The sequence below is a fragment of the Bifidobacterium minimum genome (genome assembly GCF_000741645.1).
In the GTDB taxonomy this organism is placed as follows: domain Bacteria; phylum Actinomycetota; class Actinomycetes; order Actinomycetales; family Bifidobacteriaceae; genus Bifidobacterium; species Bifidobacterium minimum.
On record NZ_JGZD01000008.1, the window covers coordinates 22,444 to 48,723 of the forward strand.

Consider the following 26,280-nt stretch of genomic DNA (forward strand, 5'->3'; position numbering starts at 1 on the left):
GTCCGTGGCCGCTCGATTCTCCGTGGTCGTGCGGCAACGTTGGATCAGTCCAGAAACGCCCCCCAGTAAGACTAATGGCTTTTGGAGACCTGTGCCGACGGATGGACAATGGATGGGAGGAAGGACGCGCGGGGACTGGACTGGCGATAGATCCGGAAAGAGGCAGGTCCGGGCGACGATCTCTTTCATCCGTACGCGATAGCGGCTCATTGGCGGCAGACCTTTATGACCTCAGGTTATGCCCGGTCATTACCGATATGTATGGCCGCATTGTGGCGGTGGGGGTGGGGGGAGTGTGTTCGTATAGTCGGTGGCGGAGAGTCAGCATTTCCTCTTATACTGAGTGTGTCATTCAGGTGTGATTGCTTAGATTTGTGCGCCGCACTCGCGGTGGTGAACCTGTTGAGGAGTTCATTCTGATGGCATGCCCCGCACTCGCGGGGTTTTAGTTTATAGATGTAAGATTATCGATATCAATGTTGAAGAGTTAAGAACCTAGGTATATACTCAACGGCGTCGGAGGGGTTCCGATTACGGCGTGGGGGACCCAAGACAGGTTGTCTTTGGGGCCGCATTATTAAGGGGGTTGCTATGGCTCATCGGCACGAGCTTTTCGAGGATGGGATCCCGCGGGATCTGTCCAACACGGCGCGTGCCGTATGGGCCAAAAGCAATATGCAAGATCCGACGGATCGTCATTACCTACGACTGTGGCAGCATCTTGAAGACACGGCATCGACCGCGTCTTTGATATGGGGGGATTTTGTTACCTCTGATGTGAAACGTCTTCTGGCAGATGATCTTGGAGGAGAGGATCTCGCCCGGTGGATTTACCTTTTCCTTGCTTCTATCCATGATGTTGGGAAAGCCTCGCCGGCTTTTCAGGTTCAGTGCTCGTGGCAGGCTGACCGCGTCCGGGAGACGGGGATGCATATCGACCCGGTGTTGGCAGCGAACGAGCGTCGCCATCTTTACCGGCATGAGTTGGTTGGGTATCAAACCATCCTTGAATGGATGAGGACGAAAGGCTTTAGCACCGGCACTCATTCCTTGGCGTACGGATTGGCTTCCATCGTCGCTGGTCATCACGGCTCGGCGATAGATCTCAACAAAGTCAAGTTTCTTGATCAATGGGATGCCTCCATCTTTATAGGTGGAACGGAATGGTCGTCAATCAGAAACGAGCTCATGGATTGGACGGCCCGCGCAACCGGATTTCTGGACGTTGCGCATGAACGTGAGGGACGTCCCATTCCGCCTCGCTCACAGATACTCCTCACCGCCTTGGTCATCATGGCTGACTGGATGGCAAGCAATTCGTATCTGTTTCCTCTTAACGAACCCCTAGAGGACAATGCTGGCGGGAATGATTCCTGGAATGAGACGCATTTTAATTCCACTTCTCGAGCCGAATCCGCATGGCGAAAAATAAATCTTCCCGGACCGTGGCGGCCGGCGCTTGAAACATCCGATCCCGATCGTCTCTTTACGAGTCGGTTCGCCATACCAAACGCGAAGCTGCGGCCCATGCAGCGCGATGTGGTCGATTTGGCCATGACGATGCCTGAGCCCGGGTTGATAATAGTAGAGGGGAATATGGGCGACGGCAAAACCGAAGCGGCACTACTCGCCGCTGAAGTTCTTGCGCAGCGTTTCGGCTGCGGGGGAGTCGAATATGCACTTCCCGGGCAGGCGACAGCGAATGCGATGTTCGGACGAGTGCTGTCGTGGATCGCGCATCTCCCAACCGGCAGCCAGGAAAAGTTCACATCACTTTTCCTCGCGCATGGGAAGCGTGAACTCAACCCTGATTTCGAACGGTTGCGGCAACGATGGTTCAACGACGACGATCCGTCCGCGCTGGACGCTGGAATCACGACGGTTTTCGATGGAGACGAGAAATCCAGAGGCCGCGGGTCGTCGACGCTCGTTCTCAATCCGGCGGTGAATTCCTGGCTGTCCGGAAGAAAACGAGGGAATCTTTCCGATTTTGTTGTGGGGACCATCGATCAAGTTCTTATGGGGGCATTGAGAAGTCGTCACGTTGTGTTGCGCCACCTGTCCTTTGCCGGGAAAGTGGTGATTCTGGATGAGATCCATTCCAACACCGCATACATGAATGTCTATATGGAGACGATGCTCTCATGGTTGGGTGCCTACCATGCTCCAGTCATCATGCTCAGCGCCACTCTGCCACAATCCCGCAGAGAAGCCTTTCTCAAGGCATACCGGCAGGGAGCCCTTGCCGAGAACGCAATTGCCGATTCCGGGGGCGTTGACGATTATGCCTATTCCAACGATTCTCATGATTTGGATGATTTAGAGGATCCTGAGGAAGCCGATGAAGCCGTCACTCCGGCCGGGGACATGAACGCGAGAGGGGAGATCTCTCAATCGGCCAACTCTATGGTTGGCGAAACGAATGGCGAGATAAGCGACGAATCGAAGCTGGACTATCGCTATCCTTTGATTTCCACTTCGTCGGCCTTGGTGGAACCATCATCCAAGACGTCCGCAGTGTCCGGCCGGACAACGGCGATAGCAACCGGTGTGATCGATGATGACGACGAGACCTTGATCGCGTTATTGACAGACAAGCTCCGGGATGGAGGATGCGCTGTCGTGATCCGCAACACCGTGTCTAGGGCGCAACACGCATTTGACGTGCTTAGCGAAGCGTTCGACATCGATGTCATTCTCGATCATTCACGGTTCATAGCCTGCGATCGCGCATCCATAGACCGTGATCTCATATCGAGGTTCGGCAAGGATGGGTCCGCGGAGGATCGCAACGCCATAGTGGTCGCGACTCAGGTTGTGGAGCAGTCCCTTGACGTTGATTTCGATGTGATGGTCAGTGATATCGCTCCCATCGACCTGATACTTCAGCGGGCAGGTCGTCTTCACCGCCATCGTCGTGGCGACAATGAGATGGAACGTCCCAATCCCGTAAGACAGGCCCAATTGTATATTGCTGGAATTCAGGAATGGCGTGATGGTGGTGCTCCAGTGTTCGACAGGGGTTGCGAAAACATCTACACCCGTTTTCAACTGCTCAGGTCTCTTGCCGTGCTTGATCTGTGCAATCGTGGCTCCCACACAGTGGTCACCGTTCCCGATGACATTCCACGACTTGTTCAGCCGGCGTATGCGCATATTCCGTTGGGACCGGATTCCTGGCAGGACGATCTGACCAAGGCGGAACAACAATTCGATCAGAAACGGCAGGAGAGCGAGGATAAGGCTAGGCACTATCGGATTCCTTGGCCGGATGACCAACGCGAAGGCGGAATAAAGGAATGCGATTTATCTGGCTGGCTTACCAACGCTCTTCGTGATCCGGAAAGTGCGAAATCCGGCTCTAAGAATGGGTTTGTGTCCACCGGCGTCAGAGAGGGAGACGATTCCTTCGAGGTCATTGTTCTCGAACGTGATTCCGATGGGCAGATTCGACTCCCGCAGTGGAGCGGATTTTCCTCCGAACCTCTCCCCATAGGCGTCGGGCTCCTGTCGGCTGAGCAGATTCACGACATATTGACATGCACGATCTCCCTTGGACGGTCCGCATTGAAATACGTCGATATGGACGCGGCTATCGCTGCGATTGAGAATTCAGCTCCAGATGTCTGGTTTGACTATCAACAACAGTCGAGCTTGCTGCGTGGGCAGCTGATGCTTCTGCTTGACTCCCAAGGGAAAACTTCGTTAACAATCGACGACCCATCATGGAAAGGACATGCGACTGTTATGACCATTCACTATTCAACGACGAAAGGATGGGAGGTTAGTCAATGAGTGATGATTCTTCGTTCAATCTGATCGACCGCCAATGGATACCAGTCACCATGCGTGATGATGGCCGGGAATGTGAGATGTCGATTGCGCAGGTGTTGGAGGATGCGGATTCGATACTGCAAATCGAAGGAGATATGCCACTCCAACGATTCACCATCACCAGATTCCTGCTGGCGATCATGTATGGAACCTTCAACCATGATTTCGTCACAAAAAGTGGCGCTCACGTTCCTTTCGGGGAACGATTATGGCGCAAACTATTCCAGGAGGGATCTCACGGCGAATTCGCGCGGAAGCGAATATCCTCATATCTTCAGCGGTATCACGATCGATTCGATCTTTTCGATTCTCGTCAGCCCTTTTATCAGGTGGCGGATCTTCACACGTCCAACAACACCGTTTCAGGTCTGGAGAAGTTGATTCTTGACATGCCCAATGGAGAGCCCTTCTTCACAACGAGAATTGGTGAGGGCCTTTCCACGCTCGATGCGGCCGAAGCGGCTCGCTGGTTGATCACCGCGCAAGCGTTCGATCCGTCGGGAATCAAGTCCGGAGCGGTTGGCGATGATCGCGTCACCAACAACAAAGGCTTTCCCATTGGCACAGCCTGGTGCGGGAATCTCGGAGGATTCCTCGTCGAGGGTGAGTCTCTGTGGCAGACGTTGATGCTCAACTTCGTCAGCGAGGAGGTGCTCGGTAACACCTATCCAGGAATCACATGGGCCAATGACAAGCCGGCATGGGAACGACCGGCGCTGACCTCGGCCATTGAGGTTGGTTACGATCAGTCCAAGGAATCGGCAGGTGCCACAAGGTACTTTCACGGTCCGGCAACCCTTCTGACGTGGCAATCGCGGCGCATCAGGTTGAGCCATCAAGGCGAAGTGGTCGATGGCGTTGTTCTTGCCAACGGAGACAGGATCAAACCACAGAACGCATACTGCTACGAGATGATGAGCGGATGGCGAAGAAGCGAGGCGCAGAAAAAGAAATTAGGCGACATCGTGTATATGCCTCGTCTTCATGATCCAGCGCGAGCTCTATGGAGGGGGCTTCCTCTTCTCACTGCTGCCGATTCGGATGGGGCATCAGTCAATGGTCCTGCCGATTATCTGCGTCCATTCGTTCTGGATTGGCTGACGAAATTGAAAATTTCCGATGTTCCAGTGCGGCTGCATGCGTATGGAGTCAGCTACGGACCTCAGGAAGCCGTCGTGGATTCGACCATTGATGACGCCCTTGATCTCAACCTTGTGGTGCTCACCACAACGAATCCCCACATGGGGCAGATGATTAAGAGCGCGGTTGATATGGCCGATCAAGGCGTGAGCGCATTCCGATATTTCGCGGCGACGGTTGCCCAAGCGCAGGGTTTGGATGTTTCAGCACCTCGGAAAAATTCGGGAGATATTGCGTACAGCGCCTTTGATCGAGCATTTCGGGATTGGGTGAGACAGATCGATTCGGAAACTGATCTGACTTCTGCTCGAGACGCGTGGAGTGAACAGGCCAAAAGTCTGCTTCTGCGTCTGGAAAGGAAGTATATGGACCGGGTATCGCCACGCGGCATGGTGGGAAGGACAATACCGCGTAAGGATTCCCGAACCGGCGTCGTGTCAACTCGTCATGTGTCCGCCGCGGCTGCAGACATGTGGTTTAGAAAACAACTCAACAGGATTTTCGTCGGAGACGGCGGTTACGTCGAATCCGCAACCGAAGGGAGGTAAAGCAGTATGGCACATTCCACAAAATCTGGCAGACCGCAACTCGACGAGTTCGGAACATGGGTGGCTTCACGCGCTTCATTGCTGGCGAACGGTGGCGTTCTTCCGGGAGGGACGGTGATGAAGGGGTATCTGGCGAACGGGTCGTATGCCACGGCATCGATCGCCAAACTCAGGCATTGCGTGGGGCATGAGATCGGTGAGGATCCCAGCGTTTTCCCTTGGACTCTTGAAGGTATTCCGAGGCCTGATGATGCACACACGTACGGTCACGAAGACGCGAGTAAAGAGGAGAATGCAGCGTATGTCGCATTGACGCTGTTTGGACTGCATCAGCAGTCGATTCATGACCTGCCCATGCATACCGACGGGAACGTGTCTCTGGGGCGTGCGGTTGGTCAGCTTGCTGCAGGCAATCCCAATGAGGCCGGCATACGAAGAAGATTCGATCAGCTTCAGACGGATCGAGGATGGCCGCAGGTGTATCGCCATGCGCAAGGGTTGATCCGTCTGTTGAAAAAGCCGAAGATCGCGTTGAACTACGGTCTGCTGGCTCAGGATTTCGTTCAGTTGGAGTCAGGGGGAAGCTCCGCCAATGCCGTGCGACTCCGTTGGGGAAGAGATTTCATCTTTGGCTCTATGTCGGAGAGCGTCGACTCGGATGGCGACGGCTCTGCCGGTAACGCCTAGCGCTGTTCTCCGTTCACCATCAAACAATGCGCAACAAATAACAATTGACCATCACAGGAAAGGCAAAACAATGACTAGCAACCGCACCATAATCGAAATTCATATCCTTCAGACCACGGCACCGGGGAACCTCAACCGTGACGATACCGGCAGTCCCAAGACCGTCGTCTACGGAGGCGCGACAAGGGCAAGAGTGTCCAGTCAGGCATGGAAAAGGCCCACACGAGAGATGTTCCGGGATCTTCTCGATCCCAAGGATCTTGGAATCCGCACCAAAAGGGTTGTTGAGGTTCTGGTCGAGCATGTTCTCGACAAGAACCCGCAGCTTGACCACGACGTTGTGATCGACGCCGCTGGGCAGGTGCTCAAGGGTGGAGCGGGAATCAAACTCGCGGCTCCACGAGCCAAGAAGGACGCCGATAATGAGAAGCGTTTTGAACAGTCCACCTATTTGTTGTTCTTGGGGAATAGACAATATGACAAACTCTCGGACATTGTTCTCGATGCTATCGAGTCGGGAGACGTCAAGGCTTTCGTAGCGAAATCCAAAAAGGACATCAAAAAGATCGTCGCTGATGATCGGTCAATGGATGTTGCGCTGTTCGGAAGAATGGTGGCCGATGACACCGATCTTAACGTCGACGCCTCGGCTCAGGTCGCGCATGCGATCAGCGTTCAGGCGGTGGACCCGGAATCCGATTTCTTCACTGCGGTGGATGATGTCAAGCAGGACAGCGAGGAGGAGGGCGATTCAGGGGCCGCCATGCTTGGCGAGGTCGAGTTCAATGCTGCCACCTTCTATCGCTACGCCAATGTGGATGTCAATAGGCTGGATGACACATTGGGAGATGCGGACGCGACCGCCAAGGCCGTTAGAAGTTTTGTCGAGGCGTTTTCCGAAAGCATGCCGCAAGGAAAGATCAATAGTTTCGCTCACGGAACGCTTCCGGAGTTGATTGTTGTGAACGTCCGAGATTCCCAGGCCGTCAATCTGGTCGGGGCTTTCGAACGTCCTGTGCGTCCTGATTATGTGGAGAATGCGACGAAGGCATTGGTCACACGGCAGCAGGAGTTCGACAAGGTGTATGGAATCGCCCCGGTCAAGACATGGGTGGTACGCATCGGGGAAGATACGAAAGCGGCCGATTCGCTGGCGGGAGGATCCTCCTCCATGCGTGAGATGCTGGACGGGGTGCAGGAGCTTATCTCCGCAAGGATCGCACAGGAGCAGGAATGACAGTACTGCTTATCCGTTTGGCTGGTCCGCTGCAGTCATGGGGGAGTTCCAGTAGATTCAATCAGCGTGGCACGGAGCCATTCCCGACGAAGAGCGGAGTGGTGGGGATGATCGCATCCGCTTTAGGAATGTCACGAAGTGAGTCTCTTGAACGTTTTGAAGGGTTGAGATTCGGGGTTCGCGTGGACCAGCCTGGGAGCATAACCTCGGATTTTCAGACTGCCCACAACGACGCAGGCCATAGTATGCCGTTGTCACATCGGTACTACCTTCAGGATTCCGTGTTTTTGGTGGCGTTGGAATCGAAGGATGCTGATGAGTTAGACGAATATCGTCAGGCTCTTCTCCGTCCATATTTCCAGCTGTTCCTCGGACGCAGATCATGCCCACCTGACGGTCCGATCATCACGAGGATCGTTGACGCATCGTTGGAAGACGCCCTGGCATCGGCACCGTGGTGTGCGACAAGAAGTTATCAGCGTTGGGTACGAAAGAACTCCCGATGGTATCCGAGTCTACTGAGTGGGGAGATGATTGTGGAACCCGATGGAGACCACAATGGAGAATCTTTCGCCGATACCTTGAGCGATGAGCCGGTGAGTTTCGATCCTCGTCGCCGTATGTGGACATCACGGCGCATGGTTCGTTTGAATCAGACCGTTACTTTTGTGGCACAAGAGGACTGCGATGCGAAGGACAGCTCCACGGCCGATGTGAAGAATCCGCCGAAGGGGCCGGGGACCGCATCGTCGCTTGGCTCCCGTATGGAAGGTGATTTCTTCGACGCGGTGGCACAGTCCAGCAAAGAGAAAGGAGGCTCGTGATGTATTTCTCGCGTGTGATGATTAACCCGCACTTATGGAATGCGCGGAGAGCTCTGGCATCATTGGAAAGATTGCACGCCATAGTGGCTCGTGCCACCAGTGGAGCGCAACAGGATATCGATGGTTCTGATGAACGCCCCTTGTGGAGGCTGGACCAGAGCGGGGGAGGAAAAGTTCCGAGGCTCTATATTGTCTCACGGCGCGTTCCCGATCTTGGCGTATTGATGGAGCAATTGGGAACTGGCCCGCAAGAACTGGCATTCACCGAATACGAGCCATTTCTGGACCGGCTGCGGAGGGGACAGGAATGGGGATTTAGATGCAGAGCCAATCCAACGAAGTCCATTGGATCGGGACGGTCGGGAGTGCGAGGACGAAGAACCGGCATAGTGCGCCGAGACGAGCAGCTTGACTGGTTCTTTGACCAAGCAAGGAGAAATGGCTTCCATATGCCCATCAATCGAATGGAAGCTCCCGAAGTGCTTATCAAGGAATCCACTCTCGTCAGTTTCAAAAGACATGGCGGTAACGTCACCCTTTCCTCGGTTGTTTTTGACGGTGTTCTTGCCATCGACGATCCCGATGCTCTCAAAGAGGCCATGATCACAGGAATCGGTCGGGGGAAGGGATATGGATTCGGACTCTTGACTTTGGTGCCTTTGGTGGGAAAGAGCTATTGACGGGAGGCTGTGATGGCGAAGGTTCCAGGAGTCAAACCACCGGAGGTTCCCTCACTTGCGCGAATACAGGATCGTTTGACCTTCCTGTATGTAGAGCATTGTGTGGTGAATCGTGAGGACAATGCGGTGACAGTAACCGATAGTCGTGGAACCGTCCATGTGCCTGCCGCCGCGCTCGGTGTCCTTATGCTTGGGCCGGGGAGTACGGTAACCTTCGCCGCCATCAGCCTCCTTGCGGAGTCGAGATCGACGTGTGTATGGGTGGGTGAGAGGGGCGTCAGATACTACTGTCATGGCGCGTCGCTTGCCCGATCGACACGATTGCTTGAGGCGCAGGCCAAGCTGGTGTCGTCGGAAAGAAGCCGAGTCAAAATCGCACGACGCATGTTTGCCATGCGGTTTCCAGGTGAAAACACCAATGGGCTGACCATGCAGCAGCTACTTGGGAAAGAGGGGACGCGTGTGCGGCGAGCCTATGAAAGGGAATCACAACGAACTGGTGTTCCTTGGGCGGGACGATCGTATAAGCCGACAGATTTTGATGCGTCGGATGATATTAACAAAGCTTTGTCCGCGGCGAACACGGCCTTGTACGGGGTCGTTCATGCGGTGATTGTGTCATTGGGTTGTTCACCGGGACTGGGATTCGTTCATGTCAGAAACGAGAGAAGTTTCGTTTATGACATCGCGGATCTTTATAAGGTCGAGATAACGGTTCCCTTGGCTTTCGATCTTGTTGCGGCGAACATACAGGATGTTGGCACGGCTGCTCGCCGTGGCATACGCGACAGGATGAAAGATGGTCGGTTCCTGGAACGTTGCGTTCATGACATTCGGCATTTGCTTCTGAACGAGGACGACAAGATTGACGACTCTTTGGAGGTGGAAGATTTTACGCCGAAATTATGGGCTGGGGCAACGGGAATTGTGGAGGGAGGAAAGAATTACGCTCCAGAGAACAGAGAGTATGTCAGTGGGGACGATGACGTTTTTACTGATGACTCTGATCTGTCCGTAGATATGGATTGGTGACTGATTATGATCGTCGTGGTTGTGACGGCATCTCCGCCCAAGCTTCGTGGACATCTGACGCGATGGCTTTTTGAGATATCGCCAGGGGTTTATGTCGGGAAGGCTTCGGCGAGAGTTCGTGAACTTCTATGGGAACAGATCTGCGAGAATATCGGTTCGGGTAGAGCGATTATGGTTTATTCCTCGAACAATGAGCAGGGGCTTGAATTCAAGACGCATGGACAGGAGTGGGAGCCCGTGGATTACGAGGGCCTTGAGCTTATTCGACGACCCAACAACAATGTGAAACAACAACGTTTGGGTGGCAGGCAGGCGGGATGGAGCAAGGCCTCACGATACCGGCGGTTTGGACGGTGAACATGCTTGCGGAGTGGTGCTTGGGAGGGAGCTGCTTGGGTGCGTTGGAGGAGAGGGGGAGTGATCTTAGATGCGGGGTCCTGTGTGTGGAAAAGAGTGGGTAGCTTTGCATCGGTTTGATATTGGTGTTGATGGCGTTGATGATCTGACTGTCCAAATTAAAGAAAATGCGCCGTCGCGCAGGCGGTTTTCGTTGTAATGTATGACTGTTTGCCCCGCACTCGCGGGGATGATCCCTCGCCGACGACCAATACACCAACCCGATCAGCGTTTGCCCCGCACTCGCGGGGATGATCCGATTGATGGCTGCCTGTTCCGCATCACGCAGATGTTTGCCCCGCACTCGCGGGGATGATCCGAACCTTTGGGCCGCGGTCGCCGCGAACGGCAGGTTTGCCCCGCACTCGCGGGGATGATCCGACGAATACGCCATCGGAAACAGCAGCCAATCCGTTTGCCCCGCACTCGCGGGGATGATCCCACGCTGGCGAGTTCCGCGGCCTGGAGGAGTTCGTTTGCCCCGCACTCGCGGGGATGATCCGCGTCTGCTCGCGGACAAGGTCAGTTGGCAGGCGTTTGCCCCGCACTCGCGGGGATGATCCCCGTTATCACTGGCTTTGGGATCCCAGGAGTATGTTTGCCCCGCACTCGCGGGGATGATCCGATCGTTGAACGTCATGAGCTTGTTCCGAAGATGTTTGCCCCGCACTCGCGGGGATGATCCGTCGAAGCGTGGCGGTTCGGGCGGTTCCATGAGGTTTGCCCCGCACTCGCGGGGATGATCCGCTGGCTGACATGCAGGTTCAATCCGTAAATCTGTTTGCCCCGCACTCGCGGGGATGATCCGGGGACGGCCGTTCCGGTAGCCAAGCCGGCGGCGTTTGCCCCGCACTCGCGGGGATGATCCGTTGAGAACCACAACATGTAGTGCCAATTCTCAGTTTGCCCCGCACTCGCGGGGATGATCCCGCCGACAGCCAGCCCGGTCAGTCAGTCACAGGGTTTGCCCCGCACTCGCGGGGATGATCCGGTGCCTGTGGACTCGGTGTAGGACTCGTTGACGTTTGCCCCGCACTCGCGGGGATGATCCGTATCGTGGCGGGACCGAGTAGAGTTCGGCCTGGTTTGCCCCGCACTCGCGGGGATGATCCTGCTCGACCATGGCCAGACTGCCATGCCCGACGGTTTGCCCCGCACTCGCGGGGATGATCCTTCGATGCGTCCGGGCGTCTCCTCCTCGAGGAGGTTTGCCCCGCACTCGCGGGGATGATCCGAATCGAACCGCCCGTCGCATGCGCGACGATCAGTTTGCCCCGCACTCGCGGGGATGATCCCAGTCCGAAGGGATTCGCCGTAGTGTGAAGCGGGTTTGCCCCGCACTCGCGGGGATGATCCGGACGAGGGAATCAGAGTGCACGTCGCCACTCAGTTTGCCCCGCACTCGCGGGGATGATCCGGATTGGCGACCTTGTGGCAGGCCATGCCGGATGTTTGCCCCGCACTCGCGGGGATGATCCACAGATACAACAGATACAACGGCAACGGCGTTTGCCCCGCACTCGCGGGGATGATCCTGGGTCGATGAAATCGACGGCGGGACAGCCTTTGTTTGCCCCGCACTCGCGGGGATGATCCTACTGCCATGCGGCGGCAAAAGCCCACGGGGCTGTTTGCCCCGCACTCGCGGGGATGATCCGCCTGCAGCCGGACGGCGATGAGCGTCCATTCAGTTTGCCCCGCACTCGCGGGGATGATCCGGAAAAGTCATGAGTAGGAAGAATCTCGTCACGGTTTGCCCCGCACTCGCGGGGATGATCCATCGCTGACGGTCTTTCCCGTTTTCTCCGCGTCGTTTGCCCCGCACTCGCGGGGATGATCCGGCACTGCAGCGGATGCTTGGGCATGCGAGCGCGTTTGCCCCGCACTCGCGGGGATGATCCCAAATTCGAGAAAGGAAATCAGCATGAGTTGGAGTTTGCCCCGCACTCGCGGGGATGATCCGTCTCGACGCGTCGGCCGATTTGGATCGATGAGGTTTGCCCCGCACTCGCGGGGATGATCCGGCCCCTGCCTCCCGTAGGAGACAGGGGCACAGGTTTGCCCCGCACTCGCGGGGATGATCCGGTGAGCAGGCCCAGGATTCGTTTCCTCATTGTGTTTGCCCCGCACTCGCGGGGATGATCCTGGTCGGGTTTGCGGTAACGGACCGTGTACCGGGTTTGCCCCGCACTCGCGGGGATGATCCGTCCGTGTACGTACCCAGATAGGTCGCTCCAGTGTTTGCCCCGCACTCGCGGGGATGATCCGAATCCATCGTCACCCTCCTATCCGCAATAATCGTTTGCCCCGCACTCGCGGGGATGATCCGTATACGGGCGATCCGAGCACCGCATTGTATATGTTTGCCCCGCACTCGCGGGGATGATCCCAGGAGACATCCTCCGCAGTGGACCCCGTCGACGTTTGCCCCGCACTCGCGGGGATGATCCGTAATGGAAACTGATCCACAACGATTAGAATATGTTTGCCCCGCACTCGCGGGGATGATCCGCACACGCGCGTGTAGATGTCGCCCTTCGTGCCGTTTGCCCCGCACTCGCGGGGATGATCCTATCGCACCGGCCAAATTCCTTGAGCCCAATGGGTTTGCCCCGCACTCGCGGGGATGATCCCCAGTTGGTCAACGCCTACGGCAAGCACAGCGGGTTTGCCCCGCACTCGCGGGGATGATCCTTTCATGGCCTTGCTCACGTCGGTCTTGATGCCGTTTGCCCCGCACTCGCGGGGATGATCCGTCAGGTGAGCAGTACCGTTACCCAGAATGCCAGTTTGCCCCGCACTCGCGGGGATGATCCCAGTGCGTCCGTCGCTCGAGCCAACGGCATCAGGTTTGCCCCGCACTCGCGGGGATGATCCTTTGTGGAGTTCGGTCCTGCTCGGCAAGAAACAGTTTGCCCCGCACTCGCGGGGATGATCCGTGGAGCGTCCATACATTAAACCAACCATATGTGTTTGCCCCGCACTCGCGGGGATGATCCTATTCGCGGAGTCTTCAGAGACCACTTTCCAGCGTTTGCCCCGCACTCGCGGGGATGATCCCCGGTTGTACTGGGACTCGTAGCCGATGCCAAGGTTTGCCCCGCACTCGCGGGGATGATCCGCATCATGAGCGCGGTGAGCGCGAGCGCGATCTGTTTGCCCCGCACTCGCGGGGATGATCCGAGTCGCCTGTGAGGCGTCGGTTGACGATGGCCGTTTGCCCCGCACTCGCGGGGATGATCCCCGGGAGCCGATGCTGGCCGAATGCTCGGTGGAGTTTGCCCCGCACTCGCGGGGATGATCCGAAATATGGAGCATCGATGCCATTGCCGTAAACGTTTGCCCCGCACTCGCGGGGATGATCCGGCCGCATGAAAGTAAGCGTGTCGCCCGTCTCCGTTTGCCCCGCACTCGCGGGGATGATCCGGCCGCATGAAAGTAAGCGTGTCGCCCGTCTCCGTTTGCCCCGCACTCGCGGGGATGATCCGGGCGTCGGCGGTTCGGACATGAGCGCGATCATGTTTGCCCCGCACTCGCGGGGATGATCCTGCCATCCCACAGACCCTGAAAGAACCCACTAAGTTTGCCCCGCACTCGCGGGGATGATCCGGGCATGGTGTGGAAGGCGGTGGGGGCCACCGGGTTTGCCCCGCACTCGCGGGGATGATCCGCTTTTCTGGAGCGAGTCACCGAAACCCTGCATGTTTGCCCCGCACTCGCGGGGATGATCCGTGCAACCGATTTCCAGCTCCGATTCTACCGTAGTTTGCCCCGCACTCGCGGGGATGATCCTATGCGCACGTCCGTGAACTTTTGTCCGGTCGGGTTTGCCCCGCACTCGCGGGGATGATCCGCGCAGCACCGGACTGTCATTCGGATGCTCCAAGTTTGCCCCGCACTCGCGGGGATGATCCCATGATGAAGCATATGGTTGGGGTGATGCGATCGTTTGCCCCGCACTCGCGGGGATGATCCTGAGATTCGAGTGCGGGAGGATGGCCGGTTTCTGTTTGCCCCGCACTCGCGGGGATGATCCTACCACTCGCCTTCGCCGTCTGAACCGCTTTAAGTTTGCCCCGCACTCGCGGGGATGATCCTAATCCCGTTCATGCAGGCGTGCGTGTTCACCGGTTTGCCCCGCACTCGCGGGGATGATCCGGGAGCCGACGTGAAGAACAACATGAAGACCGCGTTTGCCCCGCACTCGCGGGGATGATCCCAACGCCTGCCCATCCTCCCACTTGCCGGATTGGTTTGCCCCGCACTCGCGGGGATGATCCCAACCGGTTACCATGCCAGTCGAGCGCCACACCGTTTGCCCCGCACTCGCGGGGATGATCCACTGTTGATAATATCCTTGACCATGCTCTCCCGGTTTGCCCCGCACTCGCGGGATGATCCGCATTTCAGTCTCACCCGATTTCGGCGTGATGGTTTGCCCCGCACTCGCGGGGATGATCCTCGAACGGTCTACAGAGTGAGGAGCAGAAGCAAGTTTGCCCCGCACTCGCGGGGATGATCCGAGCGACCCCAGTTCTTTGCGAAGTCACGACTGGTTTGCCCCGCACTCGCGGGGATGATCCGCAGGCATATTCAGGATTGCATGAAAAGAATTAGTTTGCCCCGCACTCGCGGGGATGATCCTATCTGAACGCTCTACTAGCCGAATTGCAGCAGAGTTTGCCCCGCACTCGCGGGGATGATCCGACCTGAAATGGTGCTACTACATGAAAAGTGACGTTTGCCCCGCACTCGCGGGGATGATCCTATCGGTGGCGGTGGACGTGGGATATTGCAAGCGTTTGCCCCGCACTCGCGGGGATGATCCTGGTGGACGTGTCGTTACCGTGACTGATACGCCGTTTGCCCCGCACTCGCGGGGATGATCCGGAAGTGGACTTCGTCGAACTCAGCACGGGCAAGTTTGCCCCGCACTCGCGGGGATGATCCGATCAAAGAGCATATCCAGGGAGTGTACGAAGCGTTTGCCCCGCACTCGCGGGGATGATCCTACTTGCCACCCTCATCACGGAAGAACGGCATGGTTTGCCCCGCACTCGCGGGGATGATCCGGCCTCAGGCATCCACTCGTTCGCCTGCTGCACGTTTGCCCCGCACTCGCGGGGATGATCCTGTGCGGTATCAGGTGTTAGATAACTAAGCAGAGTTTGCCCCGCACTCGCGGGGATGATCCGAACACAGCCGACAAGAGCTACGCCAAGCACATGTTTGCCCCGCACTCGCGGGGATGATCCTCTGAGAAAGCTCATAAATGGGAGAAGCCGATGGTTTGCCCCGCACTCGCGGGGATGATCCGATTGGTTTTGCCCTGATACTCGTCGGACGTGAGTTTGCCCCGCACTCGCGGGGATGATCCTGGCTATGTCACTCATGCCATAAAAGAAAAACCGTTTGCCCCGCACTCGCGGGGATGATCCGAACTGCGCGTCCAGAACTCGCCACGCCAGACCGTTTGCCCCGCACTCGCGGGGATGATCCGATGCCAGCGACACCCAACATGGATCTTACGACGTTTGCCCCGCACTCGCGGGGATGATCCGCTCCGATACCGGCATCGCCGAACTGGATGAAAGTTTGCCCCGCACTCGCGGGGATGATCCTTGGTAGCAGTGGTCCTCGTCGGGCGTCGCATCGTTTGCCCCGCACTCGCGGGGATGATCCCAGATTGCGATGAAAAGAAGAACCCATGCCAATGTTTGCCCCGCACTCGCGGGGATGATCCGCTCCCGACGCGCCGCCCACAACTCGTCACCCGGTTTGCCCCGCACTCGCGGGGATGATCCCCGCTTGCGCTCCTGCTCGAACCTACGAGTGTGGTTTGCCCCGCACTCGCGGGGATGATCCTGAAGAGCGGGCAGCCGATCGGCACGGACAAGGGTTTGCCCCGCACTCGCGGGGATGATCCGAACGAGCAGAGATCGAACACATCGAGCTCGCTGTTTGCCCCGCACTCGCGGGGATGATCCGGTCTTGATGGCGGCGAAATGCTGGACGATGAGGTTTGCCCCGCACTCGCGGGGATGATCCTGCTACGCCGGGGAGGGTTGCCTCCTCGTTGTAGTTTGCCCCGCACTCGCGGGGATGATCCCGCGGCGCAGAGACTGGCGATCATCGGATGCGTGTTTGCCCCGCACTCGCGGGGATGATCCTGTCTGGAGTGCTTCGAGGATGGTCTGCCAGTCGTTTGCCCCGCACTCGCGGGGATGATCCGAACGCATCCTGGAACTTGTAGCTCAGGGCCTTGTTTGCCCCGCACTCGCGGGGATGATCCATGCCACAGCGGTATGAGGGTAGCGTATGGGTCGTTTGCCCCGCACTCGCGGGGATGATCCTGAAACCATGCCATTCCAGACCGTCCGGAAGAAGTTTGCCCCGCACTCGCGGGGATGATCCGTATGTGGGAGTATTCGACGAGAACAAGCAGTGGTTTGCCCCGCACTCGCGGGGATGATCCCAGCCAACGAGACCCAGAACAAGACCGCCATCAGTTTGCCCCGCACTCGCGGGGATGATCCCCCGACGATGAACGTGGCGATGGCGGGCATGACGTTTGCCCCGCACTCGCGGGGATGATCCTCCCCCGTCGAGCGCGTTCTGCAGCTGGTTGAGGTTTGCCCCGCACTCGCGGGGATGATCCTGGACGCCCTCGGCACGTCCCTCGACTGGCTCTGTTTGCCCCGCACTCGCGGGGATGATCCTTGGGGCGTCGTCTTCGGCACGCTCACCGTCCGGTTTGCCCCGCACTCGCGGGGATGATCCTTACAGGCCGATGGACGCAACGTGGAGGAGAAAGTTTGCCCCGCACTCGCGGGGATGATCCCCTGTCCCCCGCCAGTCTTGCCGCAAACCACCGGTTTGCCCCGCACTCGCGGGGATGATCCTTCCTGGGCGGCAATTTCCTCATCGGTCTGTTCGTTTGCCCCGCACTCGCGGGGATGATCCGGGGGTAACCGATGAGACATGGATATTTTCTAAGTTTGCCCCGCACTCGCGGGGATGATCCGGACGAGCAGCATGTGAGCGTCACGGCGACGATGTTTGCCCCGCACTCGCGGGGATGATCCTAACTCGGTTCCGTTTTCGGTGGGTCCGAGTCTGTTTGCCCCGCACTCGCGGGGATGATCCGCGTCTTGCCGGCCGATCCAGCGGAGTAGGTCTGTTTGCCCCGCACTCGCGGGGATGATCCGCCCATCCGGTCAGCCTCACGATTGAACAATGCGTTTGCCCCGCACTCGCGGGGATGATCCTCCTATCGGGCGAAACGGTGCGCGCTCGTCCATGTTTGCCCCGCACTCGCGGGGATGATCCGCCTGTTCGCCGATAACGACCGCCTGCGCAAGGGTTTGCCCCGCACTCGCGGGGATGATCCTCGTCGAGGATCCACGTCATGCCCGTCCAGTCGGTTTGCCCCGCACTCGCGGGGATGATCCTCCCATGATGCGTTGCGCTCCGGCTTGCGCGATGTTTGCCCCGCACTCGCGGGGATGATCCTCGGGGCGCATTCCGTCCGGCAGATGGGGCTTGGTTTGCCCCGCACTCGCGGGGATGATCCCTGAGGAGGGATGAACAAAGCTGGATCCAAATGGTTTGCCCCGCACTCGCGGGGATGATCCGAATGCCATACGGTGACATTCGGGCTCATACCCGTTTGCCCCGCACTCGCGGGGATGATCCTCGTCGAGGATCCACGTCATGCCCTTCCAGTCGGTTTGCCCCGCACTCGCGGGGATGATCCTGATACGGTGAACGTGGTCCCCGGCCACCCGTCGTTTGCCCCGCACTCGCGGGGATGATCCGATGGGCAGCAGTGCCGTGCCGAGCTTGGCTTTGTTTGCCCCGCACTCGCGGGGATGATCCGCCGGAGCTCGGTCAATGATTGACCCAACGCGGGTTTGCCCCGCACTCGCGGGGATGATCCGAGCTGGCCGAGGATCGCGGCGGTCATGCCGCGGTTTGCCCCGCACTCGCGGGGATGATCCGAACTCACTGCCAGCAGCGACGCGTCCAGAGGAGTTTGCCCCGCACTCGCGGGGATGATCCGTCCGACGGCGGATACATCTCCGGACCTGGGACGTTTGCCCCGCACTCGCGGGGATGATCCTATCAGCCCGTACGGGTTCGGCTGTCCGGCGGTGTTTGCCCCGCACTCGCGGGGATGATCCGGCGCGACGAGGAGAAGCCAACACAGCTCACCAGTTTGCCCCGCACTCGCGGGGATGATCCTATCGGCAGTCTCCTCGACCAGACCGTGCGACAGTTTGCCCCGCACTCGCGGGGATGATCCCACGTACTGGCTTCACGACCTGATCGCCGTGCAGTTTGCCCCGCACTCGCGGGGATGATCCGTCCCGGACGGGCTTGTCCCGGTAGGGTTTCAGGTTTGCCCCGCACTCGCGGGGATGATCCGCCGAAGCCAGCCGATACGCTCCCAACTGCTGTGTTTGCCCCGCACTCGCGGGGATGATCCGGCATTGCCGTTCATGGCGGGTGGCGTGGTCGCGTTTGCCCCGCACTCGCGGGGATGATCCTCGCATACCTGGTTGTGGCGAGAGACGCAGCCCGTTTGCCCCGCACTCGCGGGGATGATCCGGCTTGCCGGTGCGTTGGCTGGTTCCGTTCCACGTTTGCCCCGCACTCGCGGGGATGATCCGGGCACGACCACCGCCATGCAACTTCAGAAAAAGTTTGCCCCGCACTCGCGGGGATGATCCGTGTTAGCGAAATACATGCCGCCCACGGCTACCGTTTGCCCCGCACTCGCGGGGATGATCCGGCGCTCAAGGCCGGAGCGACGGACACCAATAGGTTTGCCCCGCACTCGCGGGGATGATCCGCGTCAGGCCAACATGCAGGGCCGCGCAATCGAGTTTGCCCCGCACTCGCGGGGATGATCCGAACTGGGACAAGGTGAAGCAGGCGGGAGCCGCGTTTGCCCCGCACTCGCGGGGATGATCCTTGTTCGACGCTCACACGTGTCGACTGGTGGAGGTTTGCCCCGCACTCGCGGGGATGATCCGGACCATCACCGTGCAGAGGGCGCCGCTCGTCGGTTTGCCCCGCACTCGCGGGGATGATCCCGACTCGTCCGACAGGCTCACCGTCGTCGAGTCGTTTGCCCCGCACTCGCGGGGATGATCCGGCACCGAGGAGAGACGGGAGAGAGAGTTTGCCCTGCGCTCGCGGGAATGATTTTATACCGACGATAGTCGTTGACATCGATGACGGGGTTCCTCGCACTTGCGGGGGACGATTCTTATTAGCAGCGTCGAATCCCCGAAATTGGACGACGCGACTCCCCGTCGATGCGAACAGCAGCAAAAACAAGTGGGTTATCACTCACCGTTGCAGATTCCGGACGGGTCCGTGAATACGACGCGAACCGGTGGCAATGCGATAGAACCCATCATGGCGTGCATGTCCGAGGCAATCTCTCCATCATCAAAACACGGAAATCGTGTGCGATATGCTCATCCCAATGTTCTATCCCATAGAAAAGAAGGTGATCATGGCCCAGGAAGAAGAACGGCAGCTTGCTCTCCAAGCTCTCGCGATCATGACACCACATCTCAATGAAAAGCTGCGGGTTAGTCTTCAGGCCGACATCGATGCCGGCGAGCCATACGAGGCGCTCATCCCATTGGTGGGTGAGGCACCGAAGTATGGCGTGAGTCTACCTGAGGAACTGGTCCGGGCAACCATGGATATCGCCGAGCAGGACGATAAAGACGACCTCGGGGGAGTCTACGCTTACTAACAGCGTCGCCGCATCCAACTCTTAGCCATCCGAACAGGTGGGTTTTTATGCCCCGAACGGGAAACCGACAGTAAGACCAGTTCCGAGTAGGCAACCAGACGTTCGCGAGAATGGGGAAGTGGACCAATCGCACGAATGGCACGCCCATGCAACACGCCCACGCAATCGGACCGCTGGTTGGCTGCCGGTGGGATTGGCTGCCGGCAGCTTGTGTCAGGCTCGTCTCACGCTTTGGATGCGAAGAAGAAGCCCTTGAAATCGTATTGGTACACCCTGTAGATGTTTCCGCTCTGCATGGCGATTCGCCACTGCTGGATCAGCTTGCCCTTGGCGTTGTAGATGCCGAACAGGCCCTTGGTCCCCGAGTCCACGAGCGTGGTCCCGTCGTCGAGGTCCTGGACGCTGCTGACGATTGGCGAGTAGGGCACGGTGAACGATCTCACGAGCGTGTACGTCCCCTTGGCCTCGTCCACCAGGTACTTGCTGTACTTCGAGTACGTTCCCATGTACCCCGTGTTGATCCCGTCGATCTGGCTCCAGTCGAAGCCGGGCCGCGTGGGGCTGTTGCCGTAGTTGTTGTCGAACATGGTGACGTAGTACTGGCCCTCGGGCAGGGAGTCGTCCTTGACGTACGTCACCGAGTGCTGGCCGCCCGAGTCGGGGAAGTCGCCGACCTTGCTCAGCGAGTACTTCGCGTAGTTGGTGCCCTTCCAGAAGCTGCTCACGCCCATGAGGTATCCGATCGACGGCGTGCCCTCGATGTCGTCGACCTTGATGACCGTCGACGTCTCGCGCGAGGAGAGCAGGACTGACCCGTCGTCCGTGTACTGGATGGTGTTGATGTGCATCCAGTCCCACCTGACCTTGGTCCCGCTGTCCGTCCTCGAGTTCTCCTTGGTCGCGTATATGCTGCCGGTCTTCTTGGTGGTCTTCTTGTACGAGGGGAACAGGTCGCCCAGGTCGAGCACGTGCGTGACCTTGCCCGTGGACGTGTTGAGCTTGACGACCTGGTCCTGGACGGTCTGGTCCTTGCGGGACAGGTCGGTGGCGAGGATGAGGATGTTCTGGTCCCCGTCGAAGACGTAGTCGTGGTGGAGGATGTACTTGTCGGCGAGGTCGTAGATCTTCACGAGTCTGCCCAGGCTGTTCATCGCCGCCATGGTCGTCGTCGCGGCGCTGAACCACATGAGCCCGTTCCTGTCGAAGAGCAGCCGCTGGCTGCGGTAGTAGAGGATTGGTATCTCGGCCCTGAGGACCCCCTGCTTGTCGTAGAGGAGGGTGAAGTCCTGCCCGTCGCTGTCGTTGCCCAGGATCGCGTACAGTCCGTCGCCCAGGTTCTGCTCGCTGCTCGCCTTGGTGCTCGTCAGCCGCATGTCCGCCCATCCCAGCAGGCTGGCGCCCTTGTGCTTGATGGTGCGCGTGTAGCTGGAGCCGTCCCTGTAGGTGATGGTGATGGTGACCGTGTTGCTCTTGCCCGGTATGAGGCCCAGGGCCTGGAACTCATGGGTGGTCTTGTACGTGGCCCCGCCCTTCGGGGTCGCGCTGAAGTCCGGGTACGACTTGTTGGGCGTGCTCACCCGGTAGGACACCTTCGCGGCCCGCGCGGTGGTGAAGTAGACGTACAGGCCGGTCATGTTGGTCCCGTAGGGGTTCTCCTTGGTGTAGATGTTGTCCTGGTCGTGCGATTCGGAGTCGCGGTCGGACACGAGGTCGCTCTGGGCCTTGCTCTGGTACGAGGCCGTGTAGATCCTCTCGACCCTGCTCTTCAGCGCGGCCGCCCGCGCGGAGTCGATCCGCGTGCTGACGGGCTGCCAGGAGAGGAGGACCATCGTGACGACCGCCACCACAGCCACGATGGAGACGGCCAGCCGCCTCGCGCGCCATCTCGCCAATGGATTGCCAACCTGTGGGGGGAGTTTCACGATCGTCCTTCTCTTTTCTGCGTCCGATGGTCCTGTTCTGGTCGATGGAGGGATGCCCTAGCATTCCCCACGGTGGATTTGTATCAGCCTGAGGTATGAGAAAGCTAGGAATATGCCTGTCTTCCGATTGCCGAAAACCGGTGCGATTGGATCCATTCGCGAATTGCTTCGAGTGTTTCTCGCATGGGAATCGAATTAGTTGCGTCTCAAAGTACATCGAAGATGGATATTCTCATCTATTCGTCAGACTATTATTCATTATGCTCGGGAAAGAGGGGGATGATATGAAACGAATATCCGATTGTGGTCCTGTGAGGCGTGCCGTCAATGAAGTATTGAAAATCATCCTTTATTCGATTGCACTGTTCTCTACCGCATTTTCGCTAATTATGGCGGTTCACGGGGAATGGTCCTACTCTCGTTTTTTTCGTATCGGAATATTCACTTTTTCCTTGATTGCGTCAATAGAATCATATGAAAGGTTAAATGGGTCGTCCGCAGGGTCCGGAGGCGTGGGATCGTCGTCTTCGCGGGGCCGATTTCGTTCCCGCCCATCCGCGTCGCGACCATCCACGCGTCGCGCAAAACGGTTCTCGTCCGCTGTTGAGGCGCACAGCCATCTCAATGAGCGCGCGGGGGAGGTGTTCTTCCAATGCCCTTCGTGCCATCACTACAACGCTTTGTACGATGTCGGAGATCCCCATAAGCGCCTGCCGTCGACGATTCGGTGTTCCATTTGCCGAAGGAAGGTCAGGATCGTCGAATAGCGGCATCTGTTGGTTGTCCTGCCTTCGTTGGGCGGATTTGCGGTATTCGGAGTCCGTCGCGTGGGAATTCCCGAATCGCGCGAGGCTCTGAAATGGCGGAATTGCAAGGATTTCGGAGATAATGTTGTCTCGGTCTTCTCAGGGCGCCCGCCCAACGAACCGCAAATCCGCCCAACGAGACAATAATGGCGGCGAAACGGCAAAGAAAGGCTGTCCTGTGTGCCTCCACAGGACAGCCAAATCCCATCAGTGTTGAGTCGTGATCAGTGTTAAGTCGCGATCATTGTCGAGTTTGATCAGTCTGTCACATCAGTCCCTGTGCCGTCATAGCCGAGGCGACCTTGAGGAAGCCGGCGGCGTTCGCGCCGAGCATCAGATCGCCGGCGGCGCCATAACGTTCGGCCGCATCCGCGCATGTGGTGAAGATGTCGTCCATGATCTGGTGGAGCCGTTGGTCCACACCCTCGAACGTCCACGATAGGCGGATGGAGTTCTGGCTCATCTCCAGTCCGGATACCGCCACTCCGCCGGCGTTGGCCGCCTTGGCGGGACCATAGAGCACGTGATGCTCGCGGTAGCGTTCGATGGCTTCGGGAGTGGACGGCATGTTCGCGCCCTCGCAGACCACCGTGCACCCGTTCGCGATCAGCGCGTCCGCATCATCGGCGCCGATCTCGTTCTGCGTGGCGCAGGGCAGCGCCACGTCGCAGGCGATGGACCATACGCCACGGCTGCCCTCATGGTATTCGGCCGAATCGACGCGTTCCGCGTATTCCGCGATGCGTCCATGATGGTCGATCTTGACGTCCTTGAGAACGTCGAGATCGATCCCGTGGGGGTCGTGCACGTATCCGGTGGAGTCCGAGGCGCTCACCACGGTGGCTCCCATCTGCTGGGCCTTCTCGATGGCGAATATGGCCACGTTGCCCGAGCCTGATACCGCCACCGTCTTCCCGTCCAGAGATTCGCCTCGCAGGCTTTCGAGCGCCTTGTTCGTGAAATAGCACAGACCGTATCCGGTCGCTTCGGTCCGGGCCAACGAGCCTCCGAATTCGAGCGGCTTTCCGGTCAGAACGCCCGAGTACTCGTCACGGATGCGCCTGTATTGTCCGAACAGATAGCCGATCTCACGTCCTCCCACGCCGATGTCTCCTGCGGGGACGTCGGTGAAGGGGCCGATGTGACGCTGCAGCTCAGTCATGAACGCCTGACAGAACCGCATCACCTCGCCATCGGATTTCCCTTTGGGGTCGAAGTCCGATCCTCCTTTGCCGCCGCCCATCGGCAGGCCGGTCAGGGAGTTCTTGAAGGTCTGCTCGAAGCCGAGGAATTTGATAATCGACTGGTTGACCGATGGATGGAACCGCAGTCCGCCCTTGTAGGGGCCGAGCACGGAGCTGAACTGGACGCGGTATCCACGGTTGACCCGCACGTGTCCGGCGTCGTCCGTCCACGCCACGCGGAACTGCACCAGACGCTCCGGTTCGGCGATCCGTTCAAGCACTCCGGCATCGCGGAATTCGGGATGCTCGCGTATGACGGGCTCGACCGATGCGAAGACCTCGTGGACGGCCTGGAGAAACTCCGGTTCGTCGCTGTTGCGCCGCAGAACCTCGTCGTAGGCGCGTTGTGTGTATTCGTCCGTAAACATGATCTTCTCCAAGACCTGACCCCCTGCGACAACTGTCTTCATCCGCGCCTTCCTCTACGAAGTACGTGGTCGTCCGACGGCTTGTGGCCATCGAACCGTGCTTTATCGTACATCGTGGTTCGATTATGGCGTATTCGATTCTCGTCGAATTCGTTGTGCGCGGGACCTTCGTAACGGGAATGGCGCGGTGGGAAAAGCAAGGGGATCGAGTAGCCTGCTGCCCGGCATTGGACGGTGGGGAGAGCGCGTGGACCATTCTTCCGATGAAACAGAGGTGATTGGTGACGGGACGAAACGATGATGGCCGGAAACCGCGCGGGGACGCTCGCAGGATGGATGCGCACACGGTGGACGCGCGCACGGGGGACGCGCGCGGAATGGGAACCATGCGCGCAACGGAAGATGCACACGCAACGGGGGACACGCATGGGACGCCGTCCTGCGCATCACACGGGGCATCCGCTTCGGCGTCCCGCCCGCCGACCGCGATCATGGTCGTTCTTCTGACCGGAGGGTTCCTGTCGCTGTTCAACGAGACCATCCTCAACGTCGCGCTGTCGGACATCATGGACGAGCTTCGTGTTGATGCGTCGATGGTGCAGTGGCTGTCGACGGGATACGTGCTCGTGGTCGCCGTGATGGTCCCCGTGTCCGCTTTCCTGGTGCGCACCTTCACCACGCGGCAGCTGTACGTCGGCGCCATGGGCGTCTTCCTCCTTGGAACCGCCGCCGCCGTGGTAGCTCCCACATTTCCCCTGCTTCTCGCGTCCCGCATGGTGCAGGCCGGCGGCACGGGACTGCTCGCACCCATCATGATCGATACGGCGCTGTCCATATATCCGCGCGATCGCCACGGATTCATCATGGGGATATGCACGGCCGTGATCCTTGTCGGGCCATCCGTGGGGCCCATCGTCTCGGGCGCGATCCTGATGGTCGCGGATTGGCGGGCTCTGTTCGCTCTTCTTCTCGTTCCCGTGGTCGTCTGCATGGTGGCCGGATCTCTGGTTCTGGGATCCTCGATACCCGTGACCCGTCCCCGCATCGATGGCCTCTCGATCGTGCTTTCGACGCTGGGCTTTTCCGGACTGGTCTATGCGATGAGCGTGCTGACCGTCGTGGCCGGACGCCTGTTTGATCGCATCGGCGCGCGGCGTCTTATGACGATCGGGCTGATCGTGGTCATCGTGTTCCTCGTCGTCATGGCAACGGTGGGCGCCTCAACCCCGGTCGTGGTCATCATGCTTGTGAACATGGGCGTCTACGTGGGGATCGCGCTGATATGGTCGCCCAATCAGTCCAACGCCCTGGCCCAGCTGTCGATGGGGGATCAGACCGATGGCGTGTCGCTCATCAACACCTTCATACAGATGGGGTCCGCTCTGGGGACGCCGTTGTTCGTGGGAATCATGAATTCGGGGAGGGAGTCCTTCACTGTCGCCAACGCCGAATCCGGGTACCGGGGATCAGCGGCCTTCGTCGCGCGGGCATGGCAGTCCGGTTTCCGGAACGCGATGGTGGTCGCCGCCGTTCTCGTGTCGCTTGCCGCGGTCGTGACTGCGATCGTGGATCATGCGGCCCGTCGCTCGGAGCCGTCGGTGGCCGTGGTCTGATTCGTCGCCAAGCCCGGTTCGTCGCCAAGCCTGATTCATCGTCATGTCGATGAACCAGACAAGACGGGGAAGGGTTTCGCGGGGTTTCGCGAGCGCAAAAAAGGGGGGCGGTGGTGGAGAACGATAAAAGGAAAGGTCCCGGGGGGAAGGGGGGAAACCGGGACCTGCTGATAC

General features: G+C 58.8%; 12 protein-coding genes and 2 CRISPR repeat arrays. Of the genes, 10 read left to right on the forward strand and 2 right to left on the reverse strand.

What is annotated here, in order from left to right; genetic code table 11:
* The first annotated feature begins 591 nt into the window (after positions 1 to 591).
* The 9 genes from BMIN_RS02865 to BMIN_RS02905 all read left to right on the forward strand — a co-directional run bounded on the left by BMIN_RS02865 (position 592) and on the right by BMIN_RS02905 (position 20,153).
* Entirely contained in the window at positions 592 to 3,795 is a 3,204-nt protein-coding gene (locus BMIN_RS02865) for a CRISPR-associated helicase/endonuclease Cas3 (RefSeq protein ID WP_022861871.1), read from the forward strand.
* Complete coding sequence (casA, locus tag BMIN_RS02870; RefSeq protein WP_022861872.1) at positions 3,792 to 5,522, forward strand: type I-E CRISPR-associated protein Cse1/CasA; 1,731 nt, start codon at positions 3,792 to 3,794, stop codon at positions 5,520 to 5,522. Before BMIN_RS02865 ends, casA begins: the two co-directional genes overlap by 4 nt.
* A 117-nt stretch (positions 5,523 to 5,639) precedes the next feature.
* Positions 5,640 to 6,209, forward strand: coding sequence for a type I-E CRISPR-associated protein Cse2/CasB (gene casB, locus BMIN_RS02875; protein ID WP_238565592.1), 570 nt, complete (start codon positions 5,640 to 5,642; stop codon positions 6,207 to 6,209).
* 70 nt (positions 6,210 to 6,279) lie between these two features.
* Positions 6,280 to 7,446 (forward strand): type I-E CRISPR-associated protein Cas7/Cse4/CasC, encoded by a 1,167-nt coding sequence (cas7e, locus tag BMIN_RS02880; protein ID WP_034886259.1) that lies wholly within the window; start codon positions 6,280 to 6,282, stop codon positions 7,444 to 7,446.
* Entirely contained in the window at positions 7,443 to 8,270 is an 828-nt protein-coding gene (cas5e, locus tag BMIN_RS02885) for a type I-E CRISPR-associated protein Cas5/CasD (RefSeq protein ID WP_022861874.1), read from the forward strand. The genes cas7e and cas5e overlap by 4 nt, the downstream gene beginning before the upstream one ends.
* Positions 8,270 to 8,950 (forward strand): type I-E CRISPR-associated protein Cas6/Cse3/CasE, encoded by a 681-nt coding sequence (cas6e, locus tag BMIN_RS02890; protein ID WP_033395818.1) that lies wholly within the window; start codon positions 8,270 to 8,272, stop codon positions 8,948 to 8,950. The genes cas5e and cas6e overlap by 1 nt, the downstream gene beginning before the upstream one ends.
* 12 nt (positions 8,951 to 8,962) lie before the next feature.
* Positions 8,963 to 9,982: a type I-E CRISPR-associated endonuclease Cas1e gene (gene cas1e / locus BMIN_RS02895; RefSeq protein ID WP_022861876.1), complete on the forward strand. Its 1,020-nt coding sequence runs from the start codon at positions 8,963 to 8,965 to the stop codon at positions 9,980 to 9,982.
* Between the two features lie 6 nt (positions 9,983 to 9,988).
* On the forward strand, positions 9,989 to 10,339 hold the full coding sequence (gene cas2e, locus BMIN_RS02900; RefSeq protein WP_026647650.1) for a type I-E CRISPR-associated endoribonuclease Cas2e: 351 nt from the start codon (positions 9,989 to 9,991) through the stop codon (positions 10,337 to 10,339).
* A 208-nt stretch (positions 10,340 to 10,547) separates the two neighbouring features.
* Positions 10,548 to 14,720: direct repeats of the CRISPR family, unit length 28 nt; unit sequence GTTTGCCCCGCACTCGCGGGGATGATCC.
* Between the two features lie 91 nt (positions 14,721 to 14,811).
* Positions 14,812 to 19,591: direct repeats of the CRISPR family, unit length 28 nt; unit sequence GTTTGCCCCGCACTCGCGGGGATGATCC.
* 271 nt (positions 19,592 to 19,862) lie between these two features.
* Positions 19,863 to 20,153: a hypothetical protein gene (locus BMIN_RS02905; protein ID WP_022861180.1), complete on the forward strand. Its 291-nt coding sequence runs from the start codon at positions 19,863 to 19,865 to the stop codon at positions 20,151 to 20,153.
* A 224-nt stretch (positions 20,154 to 20,377) separates the two neighbouring features.
* Here the strand turns inward: BMIN_RS02905 and BMIN_RS02910 are convergent, their stop codons facing one another.
* Both BMIN_RS02910 and gdhA read right to left on the reverse strand, forming a co-directional pair.
* The gene (locus BMIN_RS02910; RefSeq protein WP_238565593.1) at positions 20,378 to 22,075 is read right to left on the reverse strand and encodes an aryl-sulfate sulfotransferase; all 1,698 of its coding nucleotides are present in this window, start codon (positions 22,073 to 22,075) and stop codon (positions 20,378 to 20,380) included.
* 1,071 nt (positions 22,076 to 23,146) lie between these two features.
* Positions 23,147 to 24,493: an NADP-specific glutamate dehydrogenase gene (gene gdhA, locus BMIN_RS02915; protein ID WP_026647470.1), complete on the reverse strand. Its 1,347-nt coding sequence runs from the start codon at positions 24,491 to 24,493 to the stop codon at positions 23,147 to 23,149.
* Positions 24,494 to 24,984: 491 nt separating this feature from the next.
* Between gdhA and BMIN_RS08020 the strand changes: the two genes are divergently transcribed.
* Positions 24,985 to 26,106, forward strand: coding sequence for an MFS transporter (locus tag BMIN_RS08020; RefSeq protein WP_162177100.1), 1,122 nt, complete (start codon positions 24,985 to 24,987; stop codon positions 26,104 to 26,106).
* Positions 26,107 to 26,280: the final 174 nt, after the last annotated feature.

Excerpts from the sequence above, each read along its gene's own strand:
- BMIN_RS02865 (WP_022861871.1), top strand. The coding sequence starts at position 592 with ATGGCTCATCGGCACGAGCTTTTCGAGGATGGGATCCCGCGGGATCTG.
- casA (WP_022861872.1), top strand. The coding sequence starts at position 3,792 with ATGAGTGATGATTCTTCGTTCAATCTGATCGACCGCCAATGGATACCA.
- casB (WP_238565592.1), top strand. The coding sequence starts at position 5,640 with ATGAAGGGGTATCTGGCGAACGGGTCGTATGCCACGGCATCGATCGCC.
- cas7e (WP_034886259.1), top strand. The coding sequence starts at position 6,280 with ATGACTAGCAACCGCACCATAATCGAAATTCATATCCTTCAGACCACG.
- cas5e (WP_022861874.1), top strand. The coding sequence starts at position 7,443 with ATGACAGTACTGCTTATCCGTTTGGCTGGTCCGCTGCAGTCATGGGGG.
- cas6e (WP_033395818.1), top strand. The coding sequence starts at position 8,270 with ATGTATTTCTCGCGTGTGATGATTAACCCGCACTTATGGAATGCGCGG.
- cas1e (WP_022861876.1), top strand. The coding sequence starts at position 8,963 with ATGGCGAAGGTTCCAGGAGTCAAACCACCGGAGGTTCCCTCACTTGCG.
- cas2e (WP_026647650.1), top strand. The coding sequence starts at position 9,989 with ATGATCGTCGTGGTTGTGACGGCATCTCCGCCCAAGCTTCGTGGACAT.
- BMIN_RS02905 (WP_022861180.1), top strand. The coding sequence starts at position 19,863 with ATGCTCATCCCAATGTTCTATCCCATAGAAAAGAAGGTGATCATGGCC.
- gdhA (WP_026647470.1), bottom strand. The coding sequence starts at position 24,493 with ATGTTTACGGACGAATACACACAACGCGCCTACGACGAGGTTCTGCGG.
- BMIN_RS08020 (WP_162177100.1), top strand. The coding sequence starts at position 24,985 with ATGGTCGTTCTTCTGACCGGAGGGTTCCTGTCGCTGTTCAACGAGACC.